Below are 22,132 nucleotides of genomic sequence, written 5' to 3'. Positions count from 1 at the left end.
CATGACGCCAAGCCTTTCCCACGGCAGCCAGCACCGCTGGCTGCTGAGCGCGCTGACGCTGGCCATCGTACTCTTGAGTCTGGCACCCAGCCTGCGCCTACTCATCGAAGCGCTGAGCGATTTGGCGCAAGGTGCCGAGGCGCCGCTGTGGCGCGTACTGCAATCGACAGCCACTTGGCGCGCGCTCTCCCACAGCCTTTACACCTCGACGCTGGGCATGCTGATCGCGCTCGCCCTGGGCAGTTTGTTCGCTTTCATCATTACCCTGACCGACGTTCGCGGCAAAGCGGCCCTGGTGTTCTGCTTCATGCTGCCGATGATGATTCCGCCGCAGGTGACCGCCCTTGCCTGGCTTCAGCTCTTTGGCCCGGCAAGTCCGCTACTCAAGAGCCTAGGTCTCGCCCCGCCGCTGGGCAGCCCCCAACCGCTCTACTCCGCCGAAGGGATTGCGCTGCTGCTGGGCATTCAGAGTGCACCGCTGGTGTTTCTTGGGCTGCGCACCTCGCTGCTGTCACTACCTCGCGAGCTTGTCGAGGCCGCGCGTATCAGCGGCGCTCGCCAATCCCAGGTATGGCGCCACGTGATTTTACCCGTGACCCGCAGCGGCTTGGTGGCGGGTGGCGCCATGGCGTTCATCTCCAGCCTAGGCAACTTCGGCATCCCCGCCATGCTCGGCATTCCTGCGGGGTATTACGTGCTACCAACGCTGATCTACCAGCGGATGGCCAGCTTCGGTACCCACGTACTGGCAGAAATGGCATCGCTTTCGCTGCTGATCGGTGTGTTGGCGCTCGCCGGTGTGGCGCTTCAGCAGCGCTGGATGGGGCGCAGCCGCTATGGCCTGGTGGGCCACAGCGGGCGAGCGCACGACTTCGCCCTGGGGCGCTATCGCGGGCTGGCTACGGCGCTGCTCGTGGCGCTGCTGTCGATCATTCTCGTTGCCCCGCTTGCGGCTCTTGCCACGAGCTCGCTGGTACCGGCGATGGGCGTACCGCTGAGCGCTGAGAGCGCAACGCTTGGCGCCTACGCCGAAGTCATCGGTCGCCAAGGGGCGACCTGGCGAGCCATGCGCAACAGTCTGTGGCTCGCGGGCGGCGCGGCGCTGGTGTTGATGCTCTGCTGTCTACCCCTGGCCTACCGCCTTCAGCGCCTGCCGCCGCGCCTGCAAAGCGTGACGCTGAGCGCTATCGAACTGCCCTACGCGCTCCCCGGCGTAGTACTGGCGGTGGCCTGCATTCTACTGTTCGTACGCCCGCTGCCGCTGATCGAAGTCACCCTCTACGGCACGCTGGGACTGATTTTCATTGCCTACCTAGCGCGCTTTTTAGTGGTGTGCCTCAAGCCGGTCGCGGCGAGCTTGGCTCAACTCGACCCCTCGCTCGAGGAGGCCGCGCAGTTGGCGGGCGCAGGCCCCTGGCGGCGGCTAATCACCATCGCCTTACCGCTGGTGGCGCCAGCGCTGTTCGCCGGGGGACTGTTGGTCTTTTTGCTGGCGGTCAACGAGCTCACGGTCTCGGCGCTTTTATGGAGCGCGGGTAACGAAACCCTGGGCGTGCTCATCTTCAACCTCGACGAAGGGGGCGAAAGCGTGCTCGCCGCCGCGGTCTCGATGCTGGTGGTCGGCTTGGTCGCCGCGCTGATGCTGTCGCTGAGTCTGCTGGCCCCGCGTCTACCCAAAGGAGTGGTGCCATGGCAGGACTGACCATCGAACGGGTCACCAAGCACTTTGGCGATCATGCTGCCGTCGACGCGATGTCGCTTGCCATCGAACCGGGCGAATTCGTTGCCCTTCTCGGCCCGAGCGGCTGCGGAAAGACGACGATGCTGCGCATGTTGGCTGGGTTCGAAGCGGTGAGCCAGGGCGAAATCCACCTGGGTGATACGCTGCTGGCAAGCGCGACGCAGCATACCCCGCCTGAGGCGCGCAACATGGCGATGGTGTTTCAATCCTACGCCCTATGGCCGCACATGAGCGTGGCCGATAACGTCGGCTACCCACTCAAACTGCGCCAGATACGCGGCGCCGATTATCAGCGCCGCGTGGCCCAGGCGCTCGACCTGGTAGCGCTTGGCCCTTACGCTGCGCGTACGCCTCAGGATCTTTCTGGTGGCCAGCGTCAGCGGGTCGCGCTGGCACGGTGTCTGGTCACCGACCCTGCCGTGGTGCTGCTCGACGAGCCGCTAGCGAATCTCGACCGCCACCTGCGTGCCTCGATGGAGCATGGCTTCGCCGATTTTCATCGGCGTACCGGCGCCACCATGGTCTACGTCACCCACGACCAACACGAAGCAATGGCACTGGCTGACCGTATCGCCGTCATGCGCGCCGGGCGCTTGGTGCAGTGGGCCACTCCCGAAACGCTCTACCGTCGACCGCGCACGCCCTGGGTGGCGAGCTTCATCGGCCAAGGCAGCCAGCTAATGCTCGGCGCTGGCGCCCCGGGGCAGCACGTTGCAAGCACGACCTTGATGCAGGGGCTGCACGCCCCCGAGCATCAGCGCACCCACACCGTGCTGGTGCGCCCCGAGCACGTTTACATACACGCAAACGCACCAACGTCTCAGGATCTTACCGCCCGCGTCGAGCGCCAGACTTTTCGCGGCGAGCGCTTCGAGGTACACCTGCGCTTACCCGATGGCGTAGCACTCATGGCCTATCACCCCGAAGCACTGCATGAAGGCCAGCAGGTCGGGCTAACGCTTACCGAAGGGTGGGGCCTGGAGGCCGACACATGAGCGCGACCATCACCTGCCTTGGCGGTTTTGGCGGCAAAGGCGCGGCGGCGATTCTCATCGAGACCGACGGTAAGCGGCTGCTGCTGGATGCCGGTGGCGCGCTGCACCCTGGTGAAACGCTGACCTGGGCCCAGTACCTTGATGAGCATGCGCTCGATCTAGATGCCGTACTGATCAGCCACGACCACATCGACCATATCGGTGGCGTGGACAAGCTTGCCCCCTCGGTTCCGATCTACTGCACGCCGCTAGTGGCCAAAGCACTACCGCCGGGGCGCGTCTGGCATGCCCTACCCGAGCGCGGCCGCTGCCAAGTGGCAGGCGTTACCGTCACCACCGGGCAAGCGGGGCATTCGCTTGGCGGCGTGTGGCTGCACTTGGCGGTGGCAGGCGGCATTTTCTATAGCGGTGATGCCTGCTTCGAATCCAGGGTTTACCCCTTCGATTCTCCGCCGCCCGCGCGCTTGGCGCTGCTCGATGCCTCCTATGGCGCCTACGATACGCCGCAGCGCGACTGTCTGACGGCCATCGAGACACATCTCAAGCATCCACTCGCGCTGCCGGTACCGGCGAGCGGGCGCGCGCTAGAGATGGCCCTATGGCTTGGCGAAGAGGCCGACCGACGCTGCCTTGGCCTAGCCATCGCCCCGGTCATCCGCGCCCATCTGGCGACACTGCTGACGCTTCCTGAAACGCTGCGGCGACCGGGTGTCACACCTGCCATCGAGGCCCTGCTGGCGCACCCCGATGCGCCCCATCCGTCGCTTTATCTCTTCGACGATCACGACGATACCGCCGCCATGTGGCCTCGGCACCGTCTCTTGCATACCGGCTACCTGACGCCCGCACGCTGCGCCGAGCTCGCCGCAGGGCAAATATTTTTGCAGCGCTGGAACGTGCATCTGCGCGCCTCACACCTCGTCGCGCTGGCCGATGATCTGGGCGCCGACGTCGTGGTACCGCTCTTCACATCGCTTGACGAACCGAATACAAGCGTATGGCGTCATCTGTTGGGCAGACGCTTTACCGCTCAGCGCACACTATCACTGCCTCATTCACACCGCCCTTCGCTCACCTCTTGGAGTATGGCATGACCGCTACCGTCATCGTCGATGTGGATGGCACCCTGGCCGAGTTTCATCCCGACACCGTGCATCACTGGGTGCTCGGCCCGATCAAGCAGTGGGATCCCTTTTTTGCCCATATGGCCGAGGCGCCGGTGATCGAGCCAGTCGCGCGGCTGGTCAAGCTGCTCAAGGCGCAGGGGCAGCAGATCGTCATCTGTAGCGGTCGGCCCGATACCCATCGCGCACATACCCAACAGTGGCTAGTGCGCCATGAGATTCCTTTCGACGCCATGTACCTGCGCCCGGACGGCCACGATCATGTCGATGACGAAAAGGTCAAAGAGGCGCTGCTCGCTACCATGCGCGACGACGGCTTCGAGCCCTGGCTCGTGCTCGACGACCGCGACGCTGTCGTCGAGCAGTGGCGTGCGCTCGGCCTCACCTGCCTGCAGTGCGCGCCGGGAGATTTTTAACCTCACTTTTTAACCCCACGCGCGCCAACATCGATATGCAGTCGATTAGCATTTCGACATTTTGTGGTAGGGTAAGGATTACCGCGCTCGTAAGAGTCGCCATCACGCCTCACTGCACGCTGCTCGGCACAGCGATTGGCGCCGCGCCGCTCGAGGCTTAGGTAACCGGCATAAGGAGCTTTGCCTTGACTACCCCCTCTACCGCTGACGGCGCGCTTTCCGTCGCCGAACTCCACCGCCTGATCACCGCTTCGCAAGGCGATGAAACGCTTGTGTGGCCGGATGCCGACATCACCCTCGATGAGGCCAACCAGACGCTGGTGTTTGAACTTCGTGACTACGGCAACCTCTCACTGACACTGTCGCGCAGTGATAACGAATGGATCGCCATGACGCCCATCGTCGCCGTCGATAGCGTGAGCAACACCACCGAGCTCAACGACGTGCTGCTGCGCCAAGGCCTTGCGCTTCCGCTCGCCTCGGTGGGCATCGTCACTTTCGATGCGCGTGACTACTACGTCGCTTACGGACAGCTCTTCGGTGACTCCAAACTCGCCTCGATCTGCGCCGAGCTGCATGCCACTGCCAGTGCCGCCATGGAAGTGGCCGAACTCATTCATGAACACTTTTCCTGACCGGAAGGAGCCTTCCTATGCTGAGCAAGATCATGACCGCCCTGCGCGGCAAAGCCAACGAAACCGGCCAGGCCATCGTCGACACCCAGGCGCTGCGTATTCTCGATCAGGAGATTCGCGACGCTGAGCAGAACCTCAAGGCCTCCAAGACCGAACTCGCTCGCCTCATGGGCCAGCGCCAGGTGAACAGCAACAAGGCCGATACGCTGGAAGCCAAGATCACCGAGCTCGAGCAGAGCGCAGAAGCAGCGCTGGATAAAGGCGAAGAGCAGCTAGCCATCGAAGTGGCCGAGCGCATGGTGGCACTGCAAAACGAGCTGGACGCCGAGCGCGGCATCGTGAGTGAGTACGACACCAGCATCGAGAGCCTGCGCGGCGCCATTCGCAGCACCGAAAACCAGCTGCGCCAGCTCAAGCAGCAGGTCAGCGTGGTCAAGGCTACCGAGTCGGCGCAAAAAGCGCAGTCCGCCGTGGCCGCGCGCCACTCGGGTCAAAGCAGCGCCATGAACAGCGCCGTCGAATCGCTCGAGCGCATCCGCGAGCGTCAGCAGCTCAACGCCGCCCAAATGCAGGCCGCCGAACAGCTGGCCGCCGATGAGAGCGGTTCGAGCCTGGACGCGCGCCTGAAAGCGGCGGGCATCGGCGCCAACGAGCGCAAGGCCGAGGACGTACTCGCCCGCTTGAAGGCCAAGAAAAACTCGGCGCAGAGCTGAACGCGCTAGCCGTGGCATAAACCAGCGGTTACGCATCGCTTGGCCGCCGTGTGGCGCCCGCCCCTCTGGCGGGCGCTTTGACGTTGATGACCAAGGGGTGCCCCGCAGGAGAAGACTCCATGTTCAAGACACTGAAATCGCTCTTTCGCGCCCAGACCGAGCGCCCCGAACCCGCCCCATCAGAAGCCACCTTTGCCGCAGGATTGCCGCTGGGAATGGCGCCGGAGCTGTTCGAAGGGCTACGCCTGGATGGCCGGGTCCGCGTGCGTCTTGCCAGCCTTGCCGCCTATTCCGATACGCTGTTTGCCTGGGATAGCGATAGCTACCGTCACATCGCCGCCGTCGGCCACGTCGATTTGGGCCAGGGATCGCATTTGGTGCGCTTTTATCTCGACAACGACACCTGGATCCAGGCCAACGTCGAACACCAGCAGATACTCGAGTACAAGCTCTTCGATTTCTATCGCGTTGCCCACCTCTCCGACGTCGAGTTCGACCAGTTGATCAACGCAAGCGACAAGAAAGCCGACCAGCCCGGTGCGCAAACGCTCACCCTCGAGGCCACCGATGGCTCGGCGCGCCGCCCAAGCTATCAGCGCGTGTGGGGCGATGCGGCAAGCCTGTGGTCACCGCCGGTGGTGCTGGAGGAGCAGGTGACGACCACCGAGCGTATCGTCCCACGCCACGTCACCCACCACGCCATGCTCTACGAGCGCCCCATCGAGGGTTCCGAGCGCATGGAGTACGTGCTGGTTAGCGCCGAAGACGATGGCGAGGGCGGCTTCATGCGGGTCGACAACCTAGGCGTTGATATTGCCTCGGTCGATATCGACGCCGTCTGATACACTTTTTGCCATCCACCGACTGCCAAGGATGCACCGACCATGCTCGACTACCTGCAAGGGTTGCCCCACTTCTTCGCCTACCTGATCGGGGCGCTGATACTGCTCGCCGCCTTCATGTACTGCTATAGCCGAATCACGCCTCACAACGAGTGGAAACTGATTCGCGAAGGCAATACGGCCGCAGCACTTGCCTACGGCGGCTCCATACTCGGCTTTACCCTGCCGCTTTACAGCGCCATGGCCAACTCGGTCAGCTACCTCGACTTCACCCTATGGGGGCTGATCGCCTTTGGCGTGCAGTTGGCAGCCTTCTTCGGTCTCAAGCTGTTCTTGAAACAGCAGGGCGAAAGCCTCTCGCTACACATTACCGAAGGGCACACCGCCTACGGCATCCTCGCCGCCAGCGTCTCTCTCGCGGTTGGCTTGATCAACGCCGCCTCCATGACGTGGTAAGACGTAGAGGCCTGGAGCAACGAGATTAGGAGCAACGCGATGTCGACCCCAGACAACACGCCCCACCTGCCCCGGCGCAAGCGCAGCGCCCGCCTCTCTTTGGCGATGATGGGCGCCAGTGCCTTTGGCTTGAGCGCCTGCGGCCAGCCCGAGCAAACCACCGATGTCAGCTTCGATAGCCCGCGCAGCTACCAAAGCGTGGACGAGTGCGTAGCCGCCAACGTCTATACCCAGAGCGCCTGCGAAGATGCCTATGCGTCGTCGCTCGAACAGGTGCCCCGCTACACCTCGATCGAACAGTGCGAAGCCGAGCACGGCGAAGGCGCCTGCGTGGCGCCAACCGAAGAGCAGGCCCAGATGGCCACTGGCGGCAGCGGTGGAAGCTGGTTCATGCCTGCGCTGATGGGCTACATGGTGGGCAACATGATGTCGCGCACCAGTCGAGGCGCGACCTCTCAAGGGCTCTATCAGGAGCCGGTCTACCGCAACCGCCAGAACCAGGGCAACTGGAACGCGGCGACCAATCAGGCCAGCCAACGCATCAGCCAGCGCCAGCAAACCATGCGCAACCAGGCTACACAGAACCGTCAGGCCACCTCGCAGCGCAGCGGCTTCGGTTCGCGCTCCTCGGCGCGCGGCGGCTGGGGCTCGTGAGGCAGGCACTTTCATGCTGAGAATCGACGTTAGCGAGCGCCCGCGCTGGAAAACCCTAGCTCACGAGTTGGGGTTTCATTTTCATACCATCGACGGCGAGCCTTACTGGAAGGAGGACGCCTACTACCAGTTCACCCTGGAACAGGTCGAGCGCGACATCGAAGCGCCCACCGAAGAGCTTCATGAGATGTGTCTGGAGCTGGTCGATCGGGTGTGCCACTCCAACGCGCTGATGCAGCGCTTGGCGCTGCCCGAATTCATGTGGGATACCATTCACGATTCCTGGAAGGCGGGCCAGCCCCACCTCTATGGCCGCATGGACTTCGCCTACGACGGCAGCGGCCCGGCCAAGCTTTTGGAGCTGAACTACGATACACCCACCTCGCTCTACGAAGCGGGGTTCTTTCAGTGGGTATGGCTCGAGCAGGCCATCGAGCAGGGACTCATCGTACGCCACGCCGATCAGTACAATTCGATCCAAGAGCGCCTGATCGCAGCACTCGCCCATATTGGCCAGCGCCTGCCGGAGGCCACGCTGCATTTCGCCTGTATCAAGGACAACCTCGAAGAGCGCGCCACCGTTCACTATCTTCAGGACATGGCGGTACAGGCGGGGCTCAAGGCGCCGTTCATCCACATGGAGGAGATTGGCTGTCGTGCGGACTGCGACTACTTCGTCGATCTCGACGACCGCCCCATCAAGGCGCTGTTCAAGCTCTACCCTTGGGAAGTGATGGCCGACGATGCCTTCGGCGAGGCCGTGCCCCAGCACACCACGCACTGGTTCGAGCCGCCGTGGAAGGCGATCCTCTCCAACAAGGGGATCTTGCCGCTGTTATGGGAGCACTTCGAAGGTCACCCCAACCTGTTGCCTGCCTTCTTCGAAGAGAAAACGCCCACGCCGCTGGCGCCGGGCTGGGTGCGCAAACCCTTCTTTTCACGCGAGGGCAGCAACGTCGAGTTGATGACCCCGGCTGGCGAGCGTGAAGCCGTTGACGGCCCCTACATCGACAGCCCCTGGATACGTCAGGCCTACCATCCCATGCCGCGTTTTGGCGCACGCCATGCGCTGATCGGCAGCTGGGTGGTCGGCGATCGCGCCTGCGGCATGGGTGTGCGTGAAGACGTTGGCCGCATCACCAAAGACTCCTCCTGCTTCGTTCCTCACGCCATCGTCTGAGCCCACACGGCGTTAACCCGCTTCAGGCAACGCGTGCGGGCTCGGGCGCAGGCGCTACGGGCGCAGAAAAGACGAAGTGGCGCCCGCCAACCCAATGCAGCGGCTCGGCCAAATGCACTTCGCGTGGGCGACCGTCGACGAGCTGAAGCAGATAGTTCTCGCTTTCGGTGGGGTGCCAATGGGCAAGCAACTCGAAAGGTGCCTTGGGAGAACGGCGGTAGGCGAGCACGCCCGTCTCCGGGGTGATGTAGAGCTCGATGACCTGGGCCACGCCCTTGGCGATCAGCGTGCGGTAGGTGTCGCGATCGAGCGGCTCGGTGACCACAGCGGTAATGTCGACCGGCAAACTCGGCAGGCGCTGGGCCAGGGCGCGCCAGCCCTCTTTATGGGTCACTAGCACGTCGCCCGCCTTAAGCTCCCACAGCGCGTTGGCGTGATCGAAGAGGTTACGGTTGCGCCAGCCCGCCACTTGGGGCAACAGCGCCCCGAGCATGAAGCCAGGTACGGTTTGATAAGCCAGCCAGCTCACCAGCGTACGCTCTTGGGAACGCTCACCCTGTATATCCCCCATTAGGGCGGCGAGCGCGCGCGCTTCTTGGCGCAGGGCATCGGCTTCGTGGCGATACTGCCGTTGGAGCTGCTGGCTAAAGGCGCCGTTTGCCACCAGATCGAAGAGTTTGAGCTCGACTACCTCAGCGGCATCGCTGATCGTCGTGGCCCACTCCTGCAGCATCAGAGCCGTATCGGGCATAAGCGACGTATCGCTCAGACCAAACAACTGTTGCACCCGTTGAGAAAGGGCGGCGCGCTCCGGCGTGCCCACGCTGGGCAGGGTATCGCTGCGCGAGGCATCGCACAGCCCGGACAGTGCGCGCAGTACGCGCATGACCGTAGGGGCAGTCAGTGACAGCATTTGGCGGGCTTCCTTGGTAATCATTATCGCTTCCTTTGGCTGCCAAGATACGTTCTTGTATCACTTCTGTCAAAATAATCGATCGTATAAAGGCATACTCAAAACATCGCCATATACAGAAAACATATTGTTATAAAAAGAAAGACATCGGCGACACAGGGCAGTTTTCGCCTCATGGCGACAGGGTGAAACATCTTTCATCATTGTATAAGTTTGTGACGTTCGTATGACGCGTGAAGCGCTCCTTGATCCCGCTTGCGAAGATTAGTTATCGAGTTGATCGACAACACTGGACAGAACCTTCGAAAGCCGCTCAAATCGAGGTATAACGACGTTTTACTCTAAAGCGATGGCACCATACTGCGGCCGGCTGCCGCCATCGTTTCGCCCTGTTTGGAGCCATGCGGATCATGAACCTGCGTTGGAACACCCTGCCCTTTCGGCTACGCCTTTATCTCTCCCTTGGCACGGTGCTGGTACTGGCCATGCTGGCCGCGCTCTACTGGCAGGCGCGCAGCCACAGTAGCGAGCGCCTCGACACCCTGGTCGAAGATGCCCTGCCCGCCCAGGTCGAAAGCTTGGCTGCCCATCTATCACTGAGTTTGAGTCCGGCGTTAGCGCTTTCCGATAGCTTGGCCAACAACACCTATCTCGAGCAGTGGGTCGCCGAGGGCATGCCGCTTGCCGAGCGCCGCGCCATGACCGCGTATCTACAGCGGCTGATGGCACAGCTAGACACTGAGCTGCTCTTCATTGCTGCCCGCGTCGAGGGGCAAAGCATCTATCTGCAGTACCGCGACGGCGCCTTACAGCAGCGCACTATGGGCCCGCGCGGCGGCGATGACGACTGGTACTACCGCTTCACTGAAAGCAACCGGGACTACGAGCTCAATCTCGATGCCGATTCCTTCTCCCAGGACGAATCCTTCGTCTTCCTCAACTTTCGCAGCGACACCCTAAGCGCCGACGGCCTGCCGCTGGTAGTGGCCGGTGCGGGGCTCGATCTCTCCCAGATGGCCGACATGATCGAGGAGTTCAACCTCACCGGCGTCGGCCGCGCGGCGCTGCTCAATGCCGACGGCGAATGGATGGTGGGCAGCGACGAAGCGGGCAACTCGACCACCGGCACTAGCGTGCCGCTGGCCCTGTCGCCCCAGACCGGGCTACAGGTCCAGGAGGTCGAATACGACGGCCAGACCTATCTCGTTGCCACCCGTTGGCTGCCGGAGATTGACCGCTATCTGATGATCGAGCTGAACAAGGACGACTACCTCAATACCATTGGTGACAGCCTGTTGGCCTCGGCCGGCGCCGTGCTGTTGATTCTGTTGATCAGTTTGATCGTGCTCTACCCGCTCACCGGCAGCCTGATTCGCCCGTTGACCCAGCTACAGCGCCAGCTCAAGGACATCACCCAGAGCCTGGATCTTTCGCGCCGGGTCGAGACCGACGATCAGGCCGAGGTCGGTGATTTGGCACTCCAGACCAATGCCCTGCTCGAACGCCTCTCCCGCGCCATTGCCGCGGTATCGCATAACGCGGCGGCGCTGGCCACCGCCGCCGATCAGCTCGCGCGCACGGCAGGGCTCTCCGGCATTCAGCAGGGGCGCGACGTTCAGCAAGAAGCAAGCCAAACCATGGCCGCTGCGGTCGAGGAGATGGCCTCGTCGGTGGCCGAGATCACCTCGACCATGGAGGAGCTTTCTACCTCCTCCACCCAAATTGCCGATCACTCACAGTCGGTGGTCGATGTCGCCAATCAGACGCTCGAACGCAGTCGTAAAGGCAGCAATGCCATGCAGCGGCTACAAACGAAGATGCACGACATCCGTAGCGACAGCGAACAGAGCCTGGCCGAGATCGTGACGCTAGGAGCCAAATCCAAGCAGATCAGCAAGGTCATGGAGCTGATCAACAATCTCGCCGCCCAGACCAAGCTGATCGCCTTCAACGCCGCGCTCGAAGCTTCCAGCGCCGGTGAAGCGGGGCGGCGCTTTTCGGTGGTCGCCGGTGAAATCCGCCGCCTGGCCGATAGCGTCACCGACTCGACCCAGGAGATCGAAGGCCATACCGACGAGATTCAAAACGCTATTAACCGCTTGGTAGTCGCCTCCGAGAAGAGTGCTGCGTCCATCGAAGAGGGCGTCGAGGCGAGCAGCAGCACAGGGCAAGATCTGGAAGCGCTGGTCAAGGCAGCCAGCCAAACCAGTAGCGCCGCGCAGCAGATTTCGCTGTCGACCCAGCAGCAGAAGACCGCCAGCAACCAAGTCGTGCTGGCGCTACGCGACATCGACACCGTCAGCACGCGCAACGCTCAATCGGTGCGTAACATCACCGATATCAGCGAGGAGATGATCAAGATGTCCGCCGAGCTCAGCGAGCTGGTGCAGGAGTTTACCGTGGCGCCAGCAAAGCCCCTAAATAAGCCCTTGGAAAAGCCCTTAAGCAAGCCCTCCTCAGCGGAGACGAAGCGCGATGCGCCACGACGCTAGCGTCTCGCCCCTACGCGTACTGATCGCCGATGACAGTGCCCTGGTGCGCGACGTGTTGCGCGCCATGCTCACCCGCGACGGCGAGATCGAAATCGTCGGCGAAGCCAGCAACGGCCTCGAAGCCGTGGAGATGGCGCGCCAGCTCAAGCCGCAGCTGATCACCATGGATCTCACCATGCCGGTAATGGACGGCATGCGCGCCATTGAAGAGATCATGCACACCAAAGGCGTGCCGATTTTGGTAATCAGCGACCGCGCCGATGCCACTACCGCCTACGAGGCACTTGAGCTCGGCGCTCTGGAGGTGATGCCCAAGCCGTCGCTCGACAGCGACGATAGCGACCGGCTGATCGAACGCGTGAAGCTTTTGGCAGGCGTGGCGGTCATCACGCGCCTGCGACGGCGCACGGAGGCGCTCACCGCCCTGCCCGTATCGTCGCCAAGCGCCTTCAGTGCCTCCCCCCAGGCCCATGCGCCGCGAAGCTTCAAGCGCGTCGTCGCCATCGCCTGCTCTACCGGCGGGCCTCAGGCGCTGGTGCGGCTACTTTCGGCGCTGCCCGCAAGCTTTCCTGCGCCCATCGTCATCGCCCAGCACATAAGCCACGGTTTCATCGGCGGCATGGCGCAGTGGCTGGCGTCGCTTTGCGCCATGCCCGTGCGCGTGGCCGAAGCGGGCGAGCCACTATGCCCCGGTCACGTCTACCTCTCGCCGTCGGAGTGCGACCTGACTATCGACGCGCATCATCGGGTAGCCCTCAAGGCAAGCCCCGCCGAGGCCATCTATCACCCTAGCTGTGATGCACTACTCGCCAGCGTGGCCGAGGTTTACGGCCGCGACGCCATTGGCCTGATTCTCACCGGCATGGGCCGCGACGGCGTTAGCGGCATGCGCGCCATCCATCAGGCAGGCGGCCTGACGCTGGCTCAGGACGAAGCAAGCTCGGTGATCTTTGGCATGAATCAGGAAGCGCTCAAAGCAGGCGCCGTGCGCCACGTGGTTGCCCTCGACGAGCTCGCCGAGCGGCTTTTGACCACAGTGCAGTACGGCATCTTCATGGAGCCCTCTTCATGAATACCCTGACGGCGTTCAAACACTGGATCCACTCCCGCTGCGGCCTGCAGCTCGAAGGGCTCGCCGAAGAGCGATTGATGCGTGCCATCGAAGCCCTGGCTCAGCGCTTTCCCGGCCAGAGCCATGCGGCGCTGCTCATGCGCCTGCAAAGCGACGATGCCCTATTCGAAGATTTCGTCAGCCACCTGACCGTCAACGAGACCTACTTCTTTCGCGAGCCCGAAGCGCTCGATTGGCTCGCCAAGCGCTACCTACCCGCTTGCCTAGCCCAGGTCGAGCGGCCGCTTCGCGTGCTCAGCGCTGGCTGCTCATCGGGCGAGGAGCCCTATAGCCTCGCCATGCTGCTGCTCGAGCACCTCGGTGAGCAGGCCCCGGCGCGCGTGACGATCACTGGCGGAGATTTGGATCAGCGCGAGCTTGCCAAGGCGCGAACGGGCCTCTACGGCGGCATGGCCTTTCGCGCCACGCCGCCGGATTTAAAAGCGCGTTACTTCACCCCGCAGGGGCAGCGCTTTCGTCTGGCCGAGCCGCTGCGCGAGTGGGTCGACTTCGTTCCCCTCAACGTATTGGCACCCGAGGCATCAGCGTTTGCCGCGCCCTTCGACGTCATCCTCTTTCGCAACGTGTCGATCTATTTCGACGCCCCCACGCGCAAGCAGATTCAGCGTCATCTCAAGGCGCTGCTGGCCCCCGATGGGGTACTGCTATGCGGCATCACCGAGATTATCGGCAACGACCTCGGCGTGCTAACGCTCACCAACGACCAGGGCATTTTTCATTTTCGTCACCCGACCAGTACGCCAACGCCCGATAGCGAGCGCGCGCCCGTTGCTGCTCTGGCGGACCCCGCACGCGTTTCATCTTTCGTGCCTGACGCGGTACCAACGGCGCAGGCGGTAGCGCCCGATACCGCGCCGCAGGCATCCGTCGCGCCGCTTTCGCTGCCCTGGGACGTGCGCTTGCACAACGCCCAAACGCAGCTCAACGCCAACGACTTCGACGCCGCCGACAGCGCCTTTGCCGCGCTTCTCGCCCAGCAGCCCTGGAGCGTCGATGCGCTGGTGCTGGCAGGGCTTGCCGCGCGCTGGTGCGCGCACCCCGAGCAGGCGCTGGCGCATTTCAAACGTGCGATCTACGTCGCCCCAGACTGCTGGCCCGCGCACTTCTACCTGGCCGAGCTCTATCGCCAAGGCGAGCTTGCCGACGTGCCGCTACAGCGCCAGCGCAGCTACGCGGCCGTCGTGCGTCTGCTCGAAGAGACGCCCGCAAGCGTGGGCAGCTTCAGCGTCGTGGCTCCGCCACTGCCGCCGGGAGATGCGCTGTTTCTGGCACGACGTCACCTTATGGCCGACGCCGTCGCCCAGGGGGCTCACTAATGCCACTGGATATCAGCCGCTTTATCCGCCGCTTCATCGAAGAGGCCGCCGATCACCTACCGCGCCTGCGCAGGGGTATCGCCGCGCTGGAGCAAGGCAGCGCCGACCCCGAGCGCATCAATGAGCTGTTTCGCGCCGCGCATACCCTCAAGGGGTCGTCGCGCATGCTCAAGCTTGCGCCCATCACGGCCCTTGCGCACAGCACCGAAGAGCTCTTGAGCGCGCTACGCGACGGTAACCGCGAGGCGACTCCCGAGATAACCAGCCTGCTCTATCAGGCAAGCGACGCCTTGGCCGGGCTCGTCGATGCTCTGGCAAGCGATCTGGACCCAACCGCCCTACCCGCAGCCGACCCCGCACTATGCCAGGCGCTCGAACAAGCCGCTGGCAGTACGCCCGCCGCGCCCGACCCTACGCCCGCGATGACAAGCGCCGCCCCTGCCGTGGCGCCAGCGCTTGGTACGGCAACATCCGCTGCCTCCGCGACGCCATCGTCACCGACGGGCACCACTCGGCCCGAGGCGCTGAAGGAGGCACATGGCCTACAGCTCAGCGATACCGTACGCGTGCGCATGGAGCGCCTCGACGACGTCATTCGGCTCATGGGCGAAGTGCTCTCAGGGCATCATCATCTGCACTCGCTGGTCGCTCAGGCCCAGGCGCTGAGTGCTGCACTGCCCCCGGCGGTGCAGGAAGCGCAGCGCGCTTTCACTCGCGAGCTCAAGGAGAGCGTCAACGCCCAAGATGCGCTGATGAACGATCTCCACGAGCGTGCCTTGCAGATGCGTATGCTGCCCCTGAGCGTAGTGTTCGATCCGCTGGCCAGCATGACCCGAGAGCTTGCCCAGGCGTTGGACAAGCGCGTGGTGTGCCGCTTGCGCGGCAGCGAAATCGAGCTCGATCGCCAGATGATCGACCGTCTCTCGGAGCCACTCATCCACCTGCTGCGAAACGCCCTCGATCACGGTCTCGAAACCAGCGAGGCGCGCCTAGCAGCGGGTAAACCCGGCGTTGGGCAGATCAGTCTCGAGGCGTGGCAGGATGGCGGCTGGGTCGTGATCGAAATGCGCGACGACGGCCAAGGTATCGACGTCGAGGCGATACGCCAGAAAGCCCGCACCCGCCAGCTGGTCGACGAAGAAACGCTGGCGCTGATGAGCGACCAGGAGGTGCGCGAGTTGGTGTTTTTACCGGGCTTCTCGACCAAGGCGATGATCACCGATTTCTCTGGTCGCGGCGTGGGCATGGACGTGGTCAAGCGCACCGTCGTGGACGAGCTCAGCGGCGACTTGAGCCTAGCGAGTGAGCCAGGCCAGGGCACCCGTTTTACCCTGCGCCTGCCGCTCTCTTTGGCGATGATGCGCGTGCTGCTGGTGAGCGTTGGCCAGATGACGGTGGGCGTCACCGCCTCTTTCGTCGCCGAGCTGGTGGAGTCGTCGGCCGACGCGTTCATCGATGCCGCCGGGCAACCCACGCTGATCCTGCGTAATGAGTTCGTCCCCGTAGCGTCGCTCGCCGAGCTGCTCGACCTGCCCGCCGTGGCACCGGGAAAGGCCACCCAGCTTTTGCTGGTGCTGCAACAGCGCCAGCAGAAACTCGCGCTGATCGTGGACCAGCTGGTGGATGAGCGCGACATGGTGATCAAGCCGCTGCCCGTACACCTGCGCCATCTGCCGCTGGTGTCGGGTATGGTGACTCAGGGCCGTAATGCGCTGGTCAGCCTGCTACACGTACCGGCGCTGTTTGAGCTTGCCAAGCGGCGCACCCAGCCGCTGATGAGTAGCGAAAGCGAGCAGGTCGAGAGTCCGCGTATTCTGGTGGTCGACGACTCGCTCAACACCCGCGAGATCGAAAAAGACGTGCTGGAGGCCTGGGGCTACCGAGTGGCGCTGGCGGAAAACGGCCGTGACGGTCTCAAAAAAGCCCTCGCCGAGCCTTTCGATGCCGTACTGACCGACGTCGAAATGCCCGTCATGGACGGCTTTGCGCTCACCGCGCGACTGCGCGAAAATGAGCACTACCGCCACCGGCCCATCATCATCATCACCTCACGCGAGAAGGAAGCCGACCGCCGTCGCGGTATCGAAGTGGGCGCCGACGCCTATATCGTCAAAGGCACCTTCGACCAAAACAACCTGGTGGATACGCTCAAGGCGTTGCTTGGCTAAAGCCAAAGCCATCCTCGACGCCACCATCGCTACGCTCTCACGGGAGAGCATCAGGAAAAGGGGCACTGCATGCGCATACTAGTGGTCGACGACGACTCCCTCGCCGGTGAGATGACCGCTGCGGTACTCGAAGAGCAGGGCCACACCACCCTCATCGCCGACGACGCCATGGCAGCCATCGAGCTACTGGAGCAGCACGCCGACATCGAGCTGATCGTCAGCGACATGCACATGCCGCTGGTCAACGGTATCGAACTCGCCGAGATGCTGCGCGAACAACAGGTAACGCTGCCCTTCATCCTGCTCACCGGCGATACCCCAACGTCGGCGCTTTCGAGCCACCCAGCGCTTGCCGCCTGCTTGATGAAGGATGCCGCGCTCATGGACACGCTCGCCAACGCCATAGACGCTACGCGGATATCCTGATGGCCGACGCCACGCTACAAGAGAAACTGGCTGGGCTACGCCAGCGCTTTATCGACCAGCTCCCCGCCCGGGTCGCTCATACCCGCGAGCAGTGGGCGCAGAGCCAGACGGATAGCGCGAGCGAAGCGCGCCTGGCGCCAGAGCTTCACCGCTTTTTTCATAGCCTCAAGGGCACCGGGCGCACGCTGGGTTTCGAGCGCGTGGCGCGCCTTGCCGAACAAGCAGAGAGTTTACTCAACCAGTCCACGCCGCCACATGACGTAGAGCTTCGGATCAGCCAGTTGCTGGCCCAGATCGAGCTAGAGCAGCAGCGGTTGGCCTCGGTCAAGGGCCAGCGACAGGCGCTCAAAGCGATCCAGAGCGTCGAGTTTACCCCTGCCCCCCAGGTGCTACGCAGTAAGCGCCAGCGGCTGATCTATCTGTGCGACGATGAGCCCGAGCAGGTGAGCCAATTGGTTCATCACCTGCGCTGTTTCGGGCATGAAGTGGTGCACTTCGCCGAGACCGAAGCGTTTTTCAACGCCGTGCTCTCACGCCGCCCCGATGCGGTGGTGATGGACGTTCACTTCCCCCAGGGCGATACCGCCGGTACTGAAACGCTGACCAGCCTCAACCGCCTGACCGGCGAGTCGCTACCCTCCATCGTGCTCTCGGCCCATGGCGACTTTCACTCGCGTTTGAGCGCCGTGCGCGCAGGCTGCAACGGCTACTTCACCAAGCCGGTCAAGCCACTCGATTTGATGCTCGCTATCGACGAGGTGACCACGCCGGTCGAAGAGGAGCCCCTGCGCGTGCTGATCGTCGATGACGAGCCCGAGGTCGCGGCCTACCACGCACTGCTGCTCGAGCAGGCTGGTATCATCGTCGAACAGGTTTACCACCCGGCGGAGGTACTCGGGGCCATGGCCAGCTTCGTGCCCGACTTGCTGCTCACCGATGTCTACATGCCGGTCTGCTCCGGTGAGGAGCTGGCCAGCATCATTCGCCAACAGCCAGAGTACGTCGGCCTGCCGATCATCTACCTGTCGAGCGAAACCGACAGCCGCAAGCAGCTTTCGGCCATGGCGGCGGGGGTCGAGGCCTTCATCACCAAGCCCGTCGAGCCTGAGGAGCTAGTGTCCGCCGTGCGCCTGCGCGCCGAGCGGCTGCGCCTTTTACGCTCGCTGATGACCCGCGACAGCATGACCGGGCTCTACAACCACAGCACCACCACCGATTTGATCAATAAAGCCTTGGTGCAGGCCGACCGCGACGACGCCGAGCACGCGCTGGTGATGCTCGATATCGACCACTTCAAGGCGGTCAACGATACCCACGGCCACCTCGCTGGGGACCAGGTCATCATTACCCTGGCGCGACTTCTCAAGAGCCGTTTTCGCACCTCCGATATCATCGGCCGCTACGGCGGAGAAGAGTTCGTGCTGCTACTCAAGAACCTCGACGGCGAGCGCGCCATGACGCTGGTCGACGAGCTGCGCGAGGATTTCTCTCAGGTCGATTTTCACGCGGGCAGCACCCACTTTCGCTGCACCTTCAGCGCCGGGATCAGCGCCTTTCCCCTTCAGCCCTCGACCGAAGCGCTGCGCCTGGCCGCCGACCAAGCGCTTTACCGCGCCAAACATCAAGGGCGCAACCAAGTAGTGCTCAACCGCGAGGTGGACGATGAGTGACGATTCCAGTGCCAATCAGGATATCGATGCCCTGTCGCTCGACGAAGCACTCGCCGCGCACAGCGACGACGGCCGCATCGTCGATGTCGAGGAGCCCACACAGCAAGTCGTGCTGTTCCGCTTGGGCAACCAGCGCTTTGCTCTGCCCGGAAGCGCAGTGCAGGAGATTCTCGGGCGTGATCAAGAGGTTTATTACGTACCGGGGCTGCCCGCCTCCACCGAAGGCGTGATCCACCTGCGCGGCGCCATCGAGTCGGTCATTCGCCTGCAGCCGCTGCTGGGCCTACCCGCTCCCTCCGCTGCGCAAGGGATGATCCTGCTGGTCAAGGGCGCAGGGCTACGCAGCGGCGTACGCATCGATCACCTGGACGACGTTTGCGCCATGCCGCAAAGCGCCTTCAAGGACGCCCCCGATACGCTGCCGGAAGCGCTTCACCCCTTCGTTGCCGCGCTGCTTCACGAGAATGATGCCCGCGATGCCACCGCGCTGCTCGATGCCGATGCGCTCATGGCCGCCTACCGCGCTGGCCAGGGCTGATTCATGGGTCAGGTTGCGCTGGTGAGCTTCTCGCTAATGGGCGCACGCTACGCCCTGGAGGCGAGGCGCGTTCTACGTATGGATGCTCACGCTTCGCTCGAACGCCGGGTAAGCGCCGCCGAGCTTCTGACGTCGGCAACGCCTGCCGCGAGCCGCTCCCTGCTCTCGTACCTACCCGCGCGCTGGCTTACCCTGCGCGATGGCGAAGGCTTCTGGCAGTTGGGCGTCGAAGGCGGCGTTCAGTTCGACCGCTGGCCCGCCGAAGCACTCTTGCCACTTCCCCCGCTCGTGATCGCTCGCTGCCAACACCCGGGCCTTCGCGGCGTCGCCCTCGATGCCGACCGCCCGGCGATGTGGCTGCTCGACGCCCAGCAGCTAAGTCCCAACAGCTCAGTCCTAACAACTAAGTCCTAACAGCTAAGCCCTTCCGGCGCCTAACCGCCTAGGCTTGTAGTCCTAGGCTTGTAGCCATAGACAAGCGACAGCGTCGCCTTTGGCAACCGTCTGATGCGGCGCAATCACCGCGAGAGCATCCGCTCCCACGCAGGAAGAGAGCACCGACGAGTCCTGATCGGCAAACGCCGTTGCCGTGATGCCTGCCTCATCGAAGGCGAGCGTGACACGCATGTAGTGCTGACGCGGCCCAGTGGTGGTGTCGAAGGCCGCCGTGGCGACAAGACAGGGCAGCGATGCCAGCGCCGGGCAGCCGAGCAGCGCCCCCATTAGCGGGCGCAGAAATAGCCAAGCGCCAACGAAGCTCGACACAGGATTGCCAGGCAGCCCGACAAAGCGCGCCGCGCTGCCGTCTTTGCGCAGAAGCCGCCCCAGCGCCAGCGGTTTGCCTGGGCGAATGGCCAGACGCCAGAGATCGAGCTGACCAAGGGCCTCGAGGGCGCCCTTGACGTGATCCTCCTCGCCCACGCTAACTCCCCCCGTAGTGATCACCACATCGGCCTTTTCGGCAGCGCGCGCGAGCATCGAGCGGGTGGTCGCGGCGTCATCAGGTATGCTATCGAGCTGGACGATCTCGGCGCCGAAGCGTTCGAGCAGACGCTTGAGCATCGGCCGGTTGGCATTGTAGAGCTGGCCAGGGGCAAGCGGCTGGCCCGGTTCGATGATCTCGTCGCCGGTCGAGAGCAAGGCCACGCGTGGCGCGTGGCGCACCTGTACCTCGGTCACGCCCTGGCCCGCCAAATGCCCAAGCGCTGCCGCCTCGAGGCGCACGCCCGTGTCCAGAAGCGTTGCCCCACGGGCCACGTCGCGAGCGCGGCGGCGTACGTTGTTGCCTGCGGGAACATCGGCGGGAATCAGCGCCCGCTCACCGTCGCGCTCGACCTGCTCCTGCATCACTACGCAGTCGGCCCCCGGCGGTATTTCGCCGCCAGTGAAGATCCGCGCGCAGCTGCCCGGTGCCAGCGGCGTCGCCGCCACGCCCGCCGCAATGCGCTGGGTCACTGGCAGCCACTGCCCGGCATCGCAGGCGCGCAGGGCATAGCCGTCCATAGCACTGTTGTCGAAGGCGGGCACGTCACGCTGCGCCATCACCGGCTGCGCCAATACCCGCCCGGCGGCAGCCTCAAGGGTAATACGCTCTTCGCCAAGCGGGGCGACATCGGCAAGCAGTGCGGCCAAAGCATCGTCGATGGGAGCCAGATCAGCCATGTTGGCCTCGCTCGGGGATGACCAGGTTGGCAAAATTGCAGGGCCGGTGGCGGCTATCGAGCTGTTCGGCGAGAAGCGCGTCCCAGCCGGTGCGGCAGGCACCGGTGGAGCCTGGTAGGGCGAAGATCACGGTGGCGTTGGCCAGGCCGCCGACCGCGCGGCTTTGGATGGTGGAGCTGCCGATCTCATCGCCGCTGAGCTGGCGAAAGCGCTCGCCAAAGCCCTCGATCGTCTTGTCGAAAAGAACGCAAAGCGCCTCGGGCGTCGAGTCGCGCCCGGTAAAGCCGGTGCCGCCAGTAGTGAGCACTACTTGAATATCGGGATCGGCAATCCACTGGGCAACCACGGCGCGAATGCGGTAGACGTCATCGGGCACGATGCGCCGCTCGGCGAGTACGTGCCCGGCGGCGGTCAAGCGCTCGATGAGCGTGTCACCAGAGCGGTCGGTGGCCTCGGTGCGCGTATCCGAGACGGTGAGCACGGCGATGCGCAGGGGAATCAGCGTCTCCATGCCCTACTCCTTCGCCTTGCTGGCTTGGCGCGCCTCGAAGGCCGCCAACTGCTCGGGGGTCGCTTGCGGCTGGTAAAGCGTCTTCCACTCGGCGTAGGGCATGCCGTAGACGTACGTTCGCGCTTGCTCGTAGTCGAGGGTTTCGCCCCGCGCCTCGGCCGCACTCACTAGCCACTTGGAGAGGCAGTTACGGCAGAAATCCGCCAGAATCATCAGGTCGATGTTCTGCACGTCCTTGTTGGCGTCCAGGTGTTCGAGCAGACGGCGAAACGCGGCGGCTTCGAGTTCGGTTCGGGTGGCATCGTCGAAGTGTTCCATCAAGCCTCCAATGGCGAGTGAGTGCGCAACGCAGCGCTATGTCGAGCATAACAAAAGACGCCGCCCGAGACGCTCTGCTAGGCTAGTTCGAACGCCGATTACCTCGAAGGAGGTAGCGCGTCCAAGGCATCGACGCGGTATCCTCGACGCGTCTATCGCCTCTCTTTTTGCCGTTTACGGAGACCTGCCTATGCTCGCTACCGCCGATCTTACCGGCGTGATTCTCGCCG

General features: G+C 63.6%; 22 protein-coding genes. 18 read left to right on the top strand and 4 right to left on the bottom strand.

Going from position 1 to position 22,132, the window contains the following annotated elements:
* The first annotated feature begins 1 nt into the window (after window position 1).
* The 10 genes from LLY24_RS18050 (at window position 2) to LLY24_RS18005 (ending at window position 8,756) form a co-directional block, all read left to right on the top strand.
* On the top strand, window positions 2–1,702 hold the full coding sequence (locus LLY24_RS18050; RefSeq protein ID WP_259037709.1) for an ABC transporter permease: 1,701 nt from the start codon (window positions 2–4) through the stop codon (window positions 1,700–1,702).
* Window positions 1,690–2,736 (top strand): ABC transporter ATP-binding protein, encoded by a 1,047-nt coding sequence (locus LLY24_RS18045; protein ID WP_259037708.1) that lies wholly within the window; start codon window positions 1,690–1,692, stop codon window positions 2,734–2,736. Before LLY24_RS18050 ends, LLY24_RS18045 begins: the two co-directional genes overlap by 13 nt.
* Entirely contained in the window at window positions 2,733–3,830 is a 1,098-nt protein-coding gene (locus tag LLY24_RS18040; RefSeq protein ID WP_259037707.1) for an MBL fold metallo-hydrolase, read from the top strand. The genes LLY24_RS18045 and LLY24_RS18040 overlap by 4 nt, the downstream gene beginning before the upstream one ends.
* Window positions 3,827–4,276: a phosphatase domain-containing protein gene (locus LLY24_RS18035; protein ID WP_259037706.1), complete on the top strand. Its 450-nt coding sequence runs from the start codon at window positions 3,827–3,829 to the stop codon at window positions 4,274–4,276. The genes LLY24_RS18040 and LLY24_RS18035 overlap by 4 nt, the downstream gene beginning before the upstream one ends.
* 185 nt (window positions 4,277–4,461) lie before the next feature.
* A complete protein-coding gene (locus tag LLY24_RS18030; RefSeq protein WP_259037705.1) occupies window positions 4,462–4,911 on the top strand; it encodes a DUF2170 family protein in 450 nt (149 codons plus the stop codon).
* Window positions 4,912–4,928: 17 nt separating this feature from the next.
* Complete coding sequence (locus LLY24_RS18025) at window positions 4,929–5,624, top strand: PspA/IM30 family protein (protein WP_259037704.1); 696 nt, start codon at window positions 4,929–4,931, stop codon at window positions 5,622–5,624.
* Window positions 5,625–5,743: 119 nt separating this feature from the next.
* Window positions 5,744–6,466: a DUF2491 family protein gene (locus LLY24_RS18020; RefSeq protein ID WP_259037703.1), complete on the top strand. Its 723-nt coding sequence runs from the start codon at window positions 5,744–5,746 to the stop codon at window positions 6,464–6,466.
* A gap of 42 nt (window positions 6,467–6,508) precedes the next feature.
* The gene (locus LLY24_RS18015; protein WP_259037702.1) at window positions 6,509–6,922 is read left to right on the top strand and encodes a DUF350 domain-containing protein; all 414 of its coding nucleotides are present in this window, start codon (window positions 6,509–6,511) and stop codon (window positions 6,920–6,922) included.
* A gap of 39 nt (window positions 6,923–6,961) precedes the next feature.
* Window positions 6,962–7,576, top strand: coding sequence for a DUF1190 domain-containing protein (locus LLY24_RS18010; RefSeq protein WP_259037701.1), 615 nt, complete (start codon window positions 6,962–6,964; stop codon window positions 7,574–7,576).
* 13 nt (window positions 7,577–7,589) lie between these two features.
* Window positions 7,590–8,756 carry a glutathionylspermidine synthase family protein gene (locus LLY24_RS18005; RefSeq protein WP_259037700.1) on the top strand — a complete coding sequence of 389 codons (1,167 nt, stop codon included), beginning with the start codon at window positions 7,590–7,592 and terminating at the stop codon, window positions 8,754–8,756.
* A gap of 22 nt (window positions 8,757–8,778) precedes the next feature.
* Here the strand turns inward: LLY24_RS18005 and LLY24_RS18000 are convergent, their stop codons facing one another.
* Entirely contained in the window at window positions 8,779–9,693 is a 915-nt protein-coding gene (locus LLY24_RS18000; protein ID WP_259037699.1) for a hypothetical protein, read from the bottom strand.
* A 386-nt stretch (window positions 9,694–10,079) separates the two neighbouring features.
* Here LLY24_RS18000 and LLY24_RS17995 point away from each other — a divergent pair, with 386 nt between their 5' ends.
* The 8 genes from LLY24_RS17995 to LLY24_RS17960 all read left to right on the top strand — a co-directional run bounded on the left by LLY24_RS17995 (window position 10,080) and on the right by LLY24_RS17960 (window position 19,825).
* Window positions 10,080–12,161 (top strand): methyl-accepting chemotaxis protein, encoded by a 2,082-nt coding sequence (locus tag LLY24_RS17995; RefSeq protein ID WP_259037698.1) that lies wholly within the window; start codon window positions 10,080–10,082, stop codon window positions 12,159–12,161.
* Complete coding sequence (gene cheB / locus LLY24_RS17990; RefSeq protein WP_259037697.1) at window positions 12,145–13,233, top strand: chemotaxis-specific protein-glutamate methyltransferase CheB; 1,089 nt, start codon at window positions 12,145–12,147, stop codon at window positions 13,231–13,233. Before LLY24_RS17995 ends, cheB begins: the two co-directional genes overlap by 17 nt.
* The gene (locus tag LLY24_RS17985) at window positions 13,230–14,609 is read left to right on the top strand and encodes a CheR family methyltransferase (RefSeq protein WP_259037696.1); all 1,380 of its coding nucleotides are present in this window, start codon (window positions 13,230–13,232) and stop codon (window positions 14,607–14,609) included. Before cheB ends, LLY24_RS17985 begins: the two co-directional genes overlap by 4 nt.
* Entirely contained in the window at window positions 14,609–16,777 is a 2,169-nt protein-coding gene (locus tag LLY24_RS17980; protein ID WP_259037695.1) for a hybrid sensor histidine kinase/response regulator, read from the top strand. Before LLY24_RS17985 ends, LLY24_RS17980 begins: the two co-directional genes overlap by 1 nt.
* Before the next feature lie 69 nt (window positions 16,778–16,846).
* Window positions 16,847–17,203 (top strand): response regulator, encoded by a 357-nt coding sequence (locus LLY24_RS17975; RefSeq protein ID WP_259037694.1) that lies wholly within the window; start codon window positions 16,847–16,849, stop codon window positions 17,201–17,203.
* On the top strand, window positions 17,203–18,873 hold the full coding sequence (locus tag LLY24_RS17970; protein ID WP_259037693.1) for a diguanylate cyclase: 1,671 nt from the start codon (window positions 17,203–17,205) through the stop codon (window positions 18,871–18,873). The genes LLY24_RS17975 and LLY24_RS17970 overlap by 1 nt, the downstream gene beginning before the upstream one ends.
* Window positions 18,866–19,411 (top strand): chemotaxis protein CheW, encoded by a 546-nt coding sequence (locus tag LLY24_RS17965; protein WP_259037692.1) that lies wholly within the window; start codon window positions 18,866–18,868, stop codon window positions 19,409–19,411. The genes LLY24_RS17970 and LLY24_RS17965 overlap by 8 nt, the downstream gene beginning before the upstream one ends.
* Window positions 19,412–19,414: 3 nt before the next feature.
* Window positions 19,415–19,825: a hypothetical protein gene (locus LLY24_RS17960; protein ID WP_259037691.1), complete on the top strand. Its 411-nt coding sequence runs from the start codon at window positions 19,415–19,417 to the stop codon at window positions 19,823–19,825.
* A gap of 42 nt (window positions 19,826–19,867) precedes the next feature.
* On the opposite strand, the gene LLY24_RS17955 is transcribed toward LLY24_RS17960, so the two are convergent.
* Genes LLY24_RS17955 through LLY24_RS17945 form a run of 3 tightly spaced genes read right to left on the bottom strand, consistent with a single transcriptional unit; the run spans window position 19,868 to window position 21,902 of the window.
* Entirely contained in the window at window positions 19,868–21,073 is a 1,206-nt protein-coding gene (locus LLY24_RS17955; RefSeq protein ID WP_259037690.1) for a molybdopterin molybdotransferase MoeA, read from the bottom strand.
* Complete coding sequence (moaB, locus tag LLY24_RS17950) at window positions 21,066–21,584, bottom strand: molybdenum cofactor biosynthesis protein B (RefSeq protein WP_259037689.1); 519 nt, start codon at window positions 21,582–21,584, stop codon at window positions 21,066–21,068. Before moaB ends, LLY24_RS17955 begins: the two co-directional genes overlap by 8 nt.
* Before the next feature lie 3 nt (window positions 21,585–21,587).
* Window positions 21,588–21,902: a DUF1244 domain-containing protein gene (locus tag LLY24_RS17945; RefSeq protein ID WP_259037688.1), complete on the bottom strand. Its 315-nt coding sequence runs from the start codon at window positions 21,900–21,902 to the stop codon at window positions 21,588–21,590.
* Between the last annotated feature and the right edge of the window lie 230 nt (window positions 21,903–22,132).

Origin of the sequence: Halomonas dongshanensis (assembly GCF_024790395.1) — a bacterium.
In the GTDB taxonomy this organism is placed as follows: domain Bacteria; phylum Pseudomonadota; class Gammaproteobacteria; order Pseudomonadales; family Halomonadaceae; genus Vreelandella; species Vreelandella dongshanensis.
The sequence above is the reverse complement of the archived record's forward strand: the minus strand, read 5'-3'. Positions and strand labels throughout refer to the sequence as shown.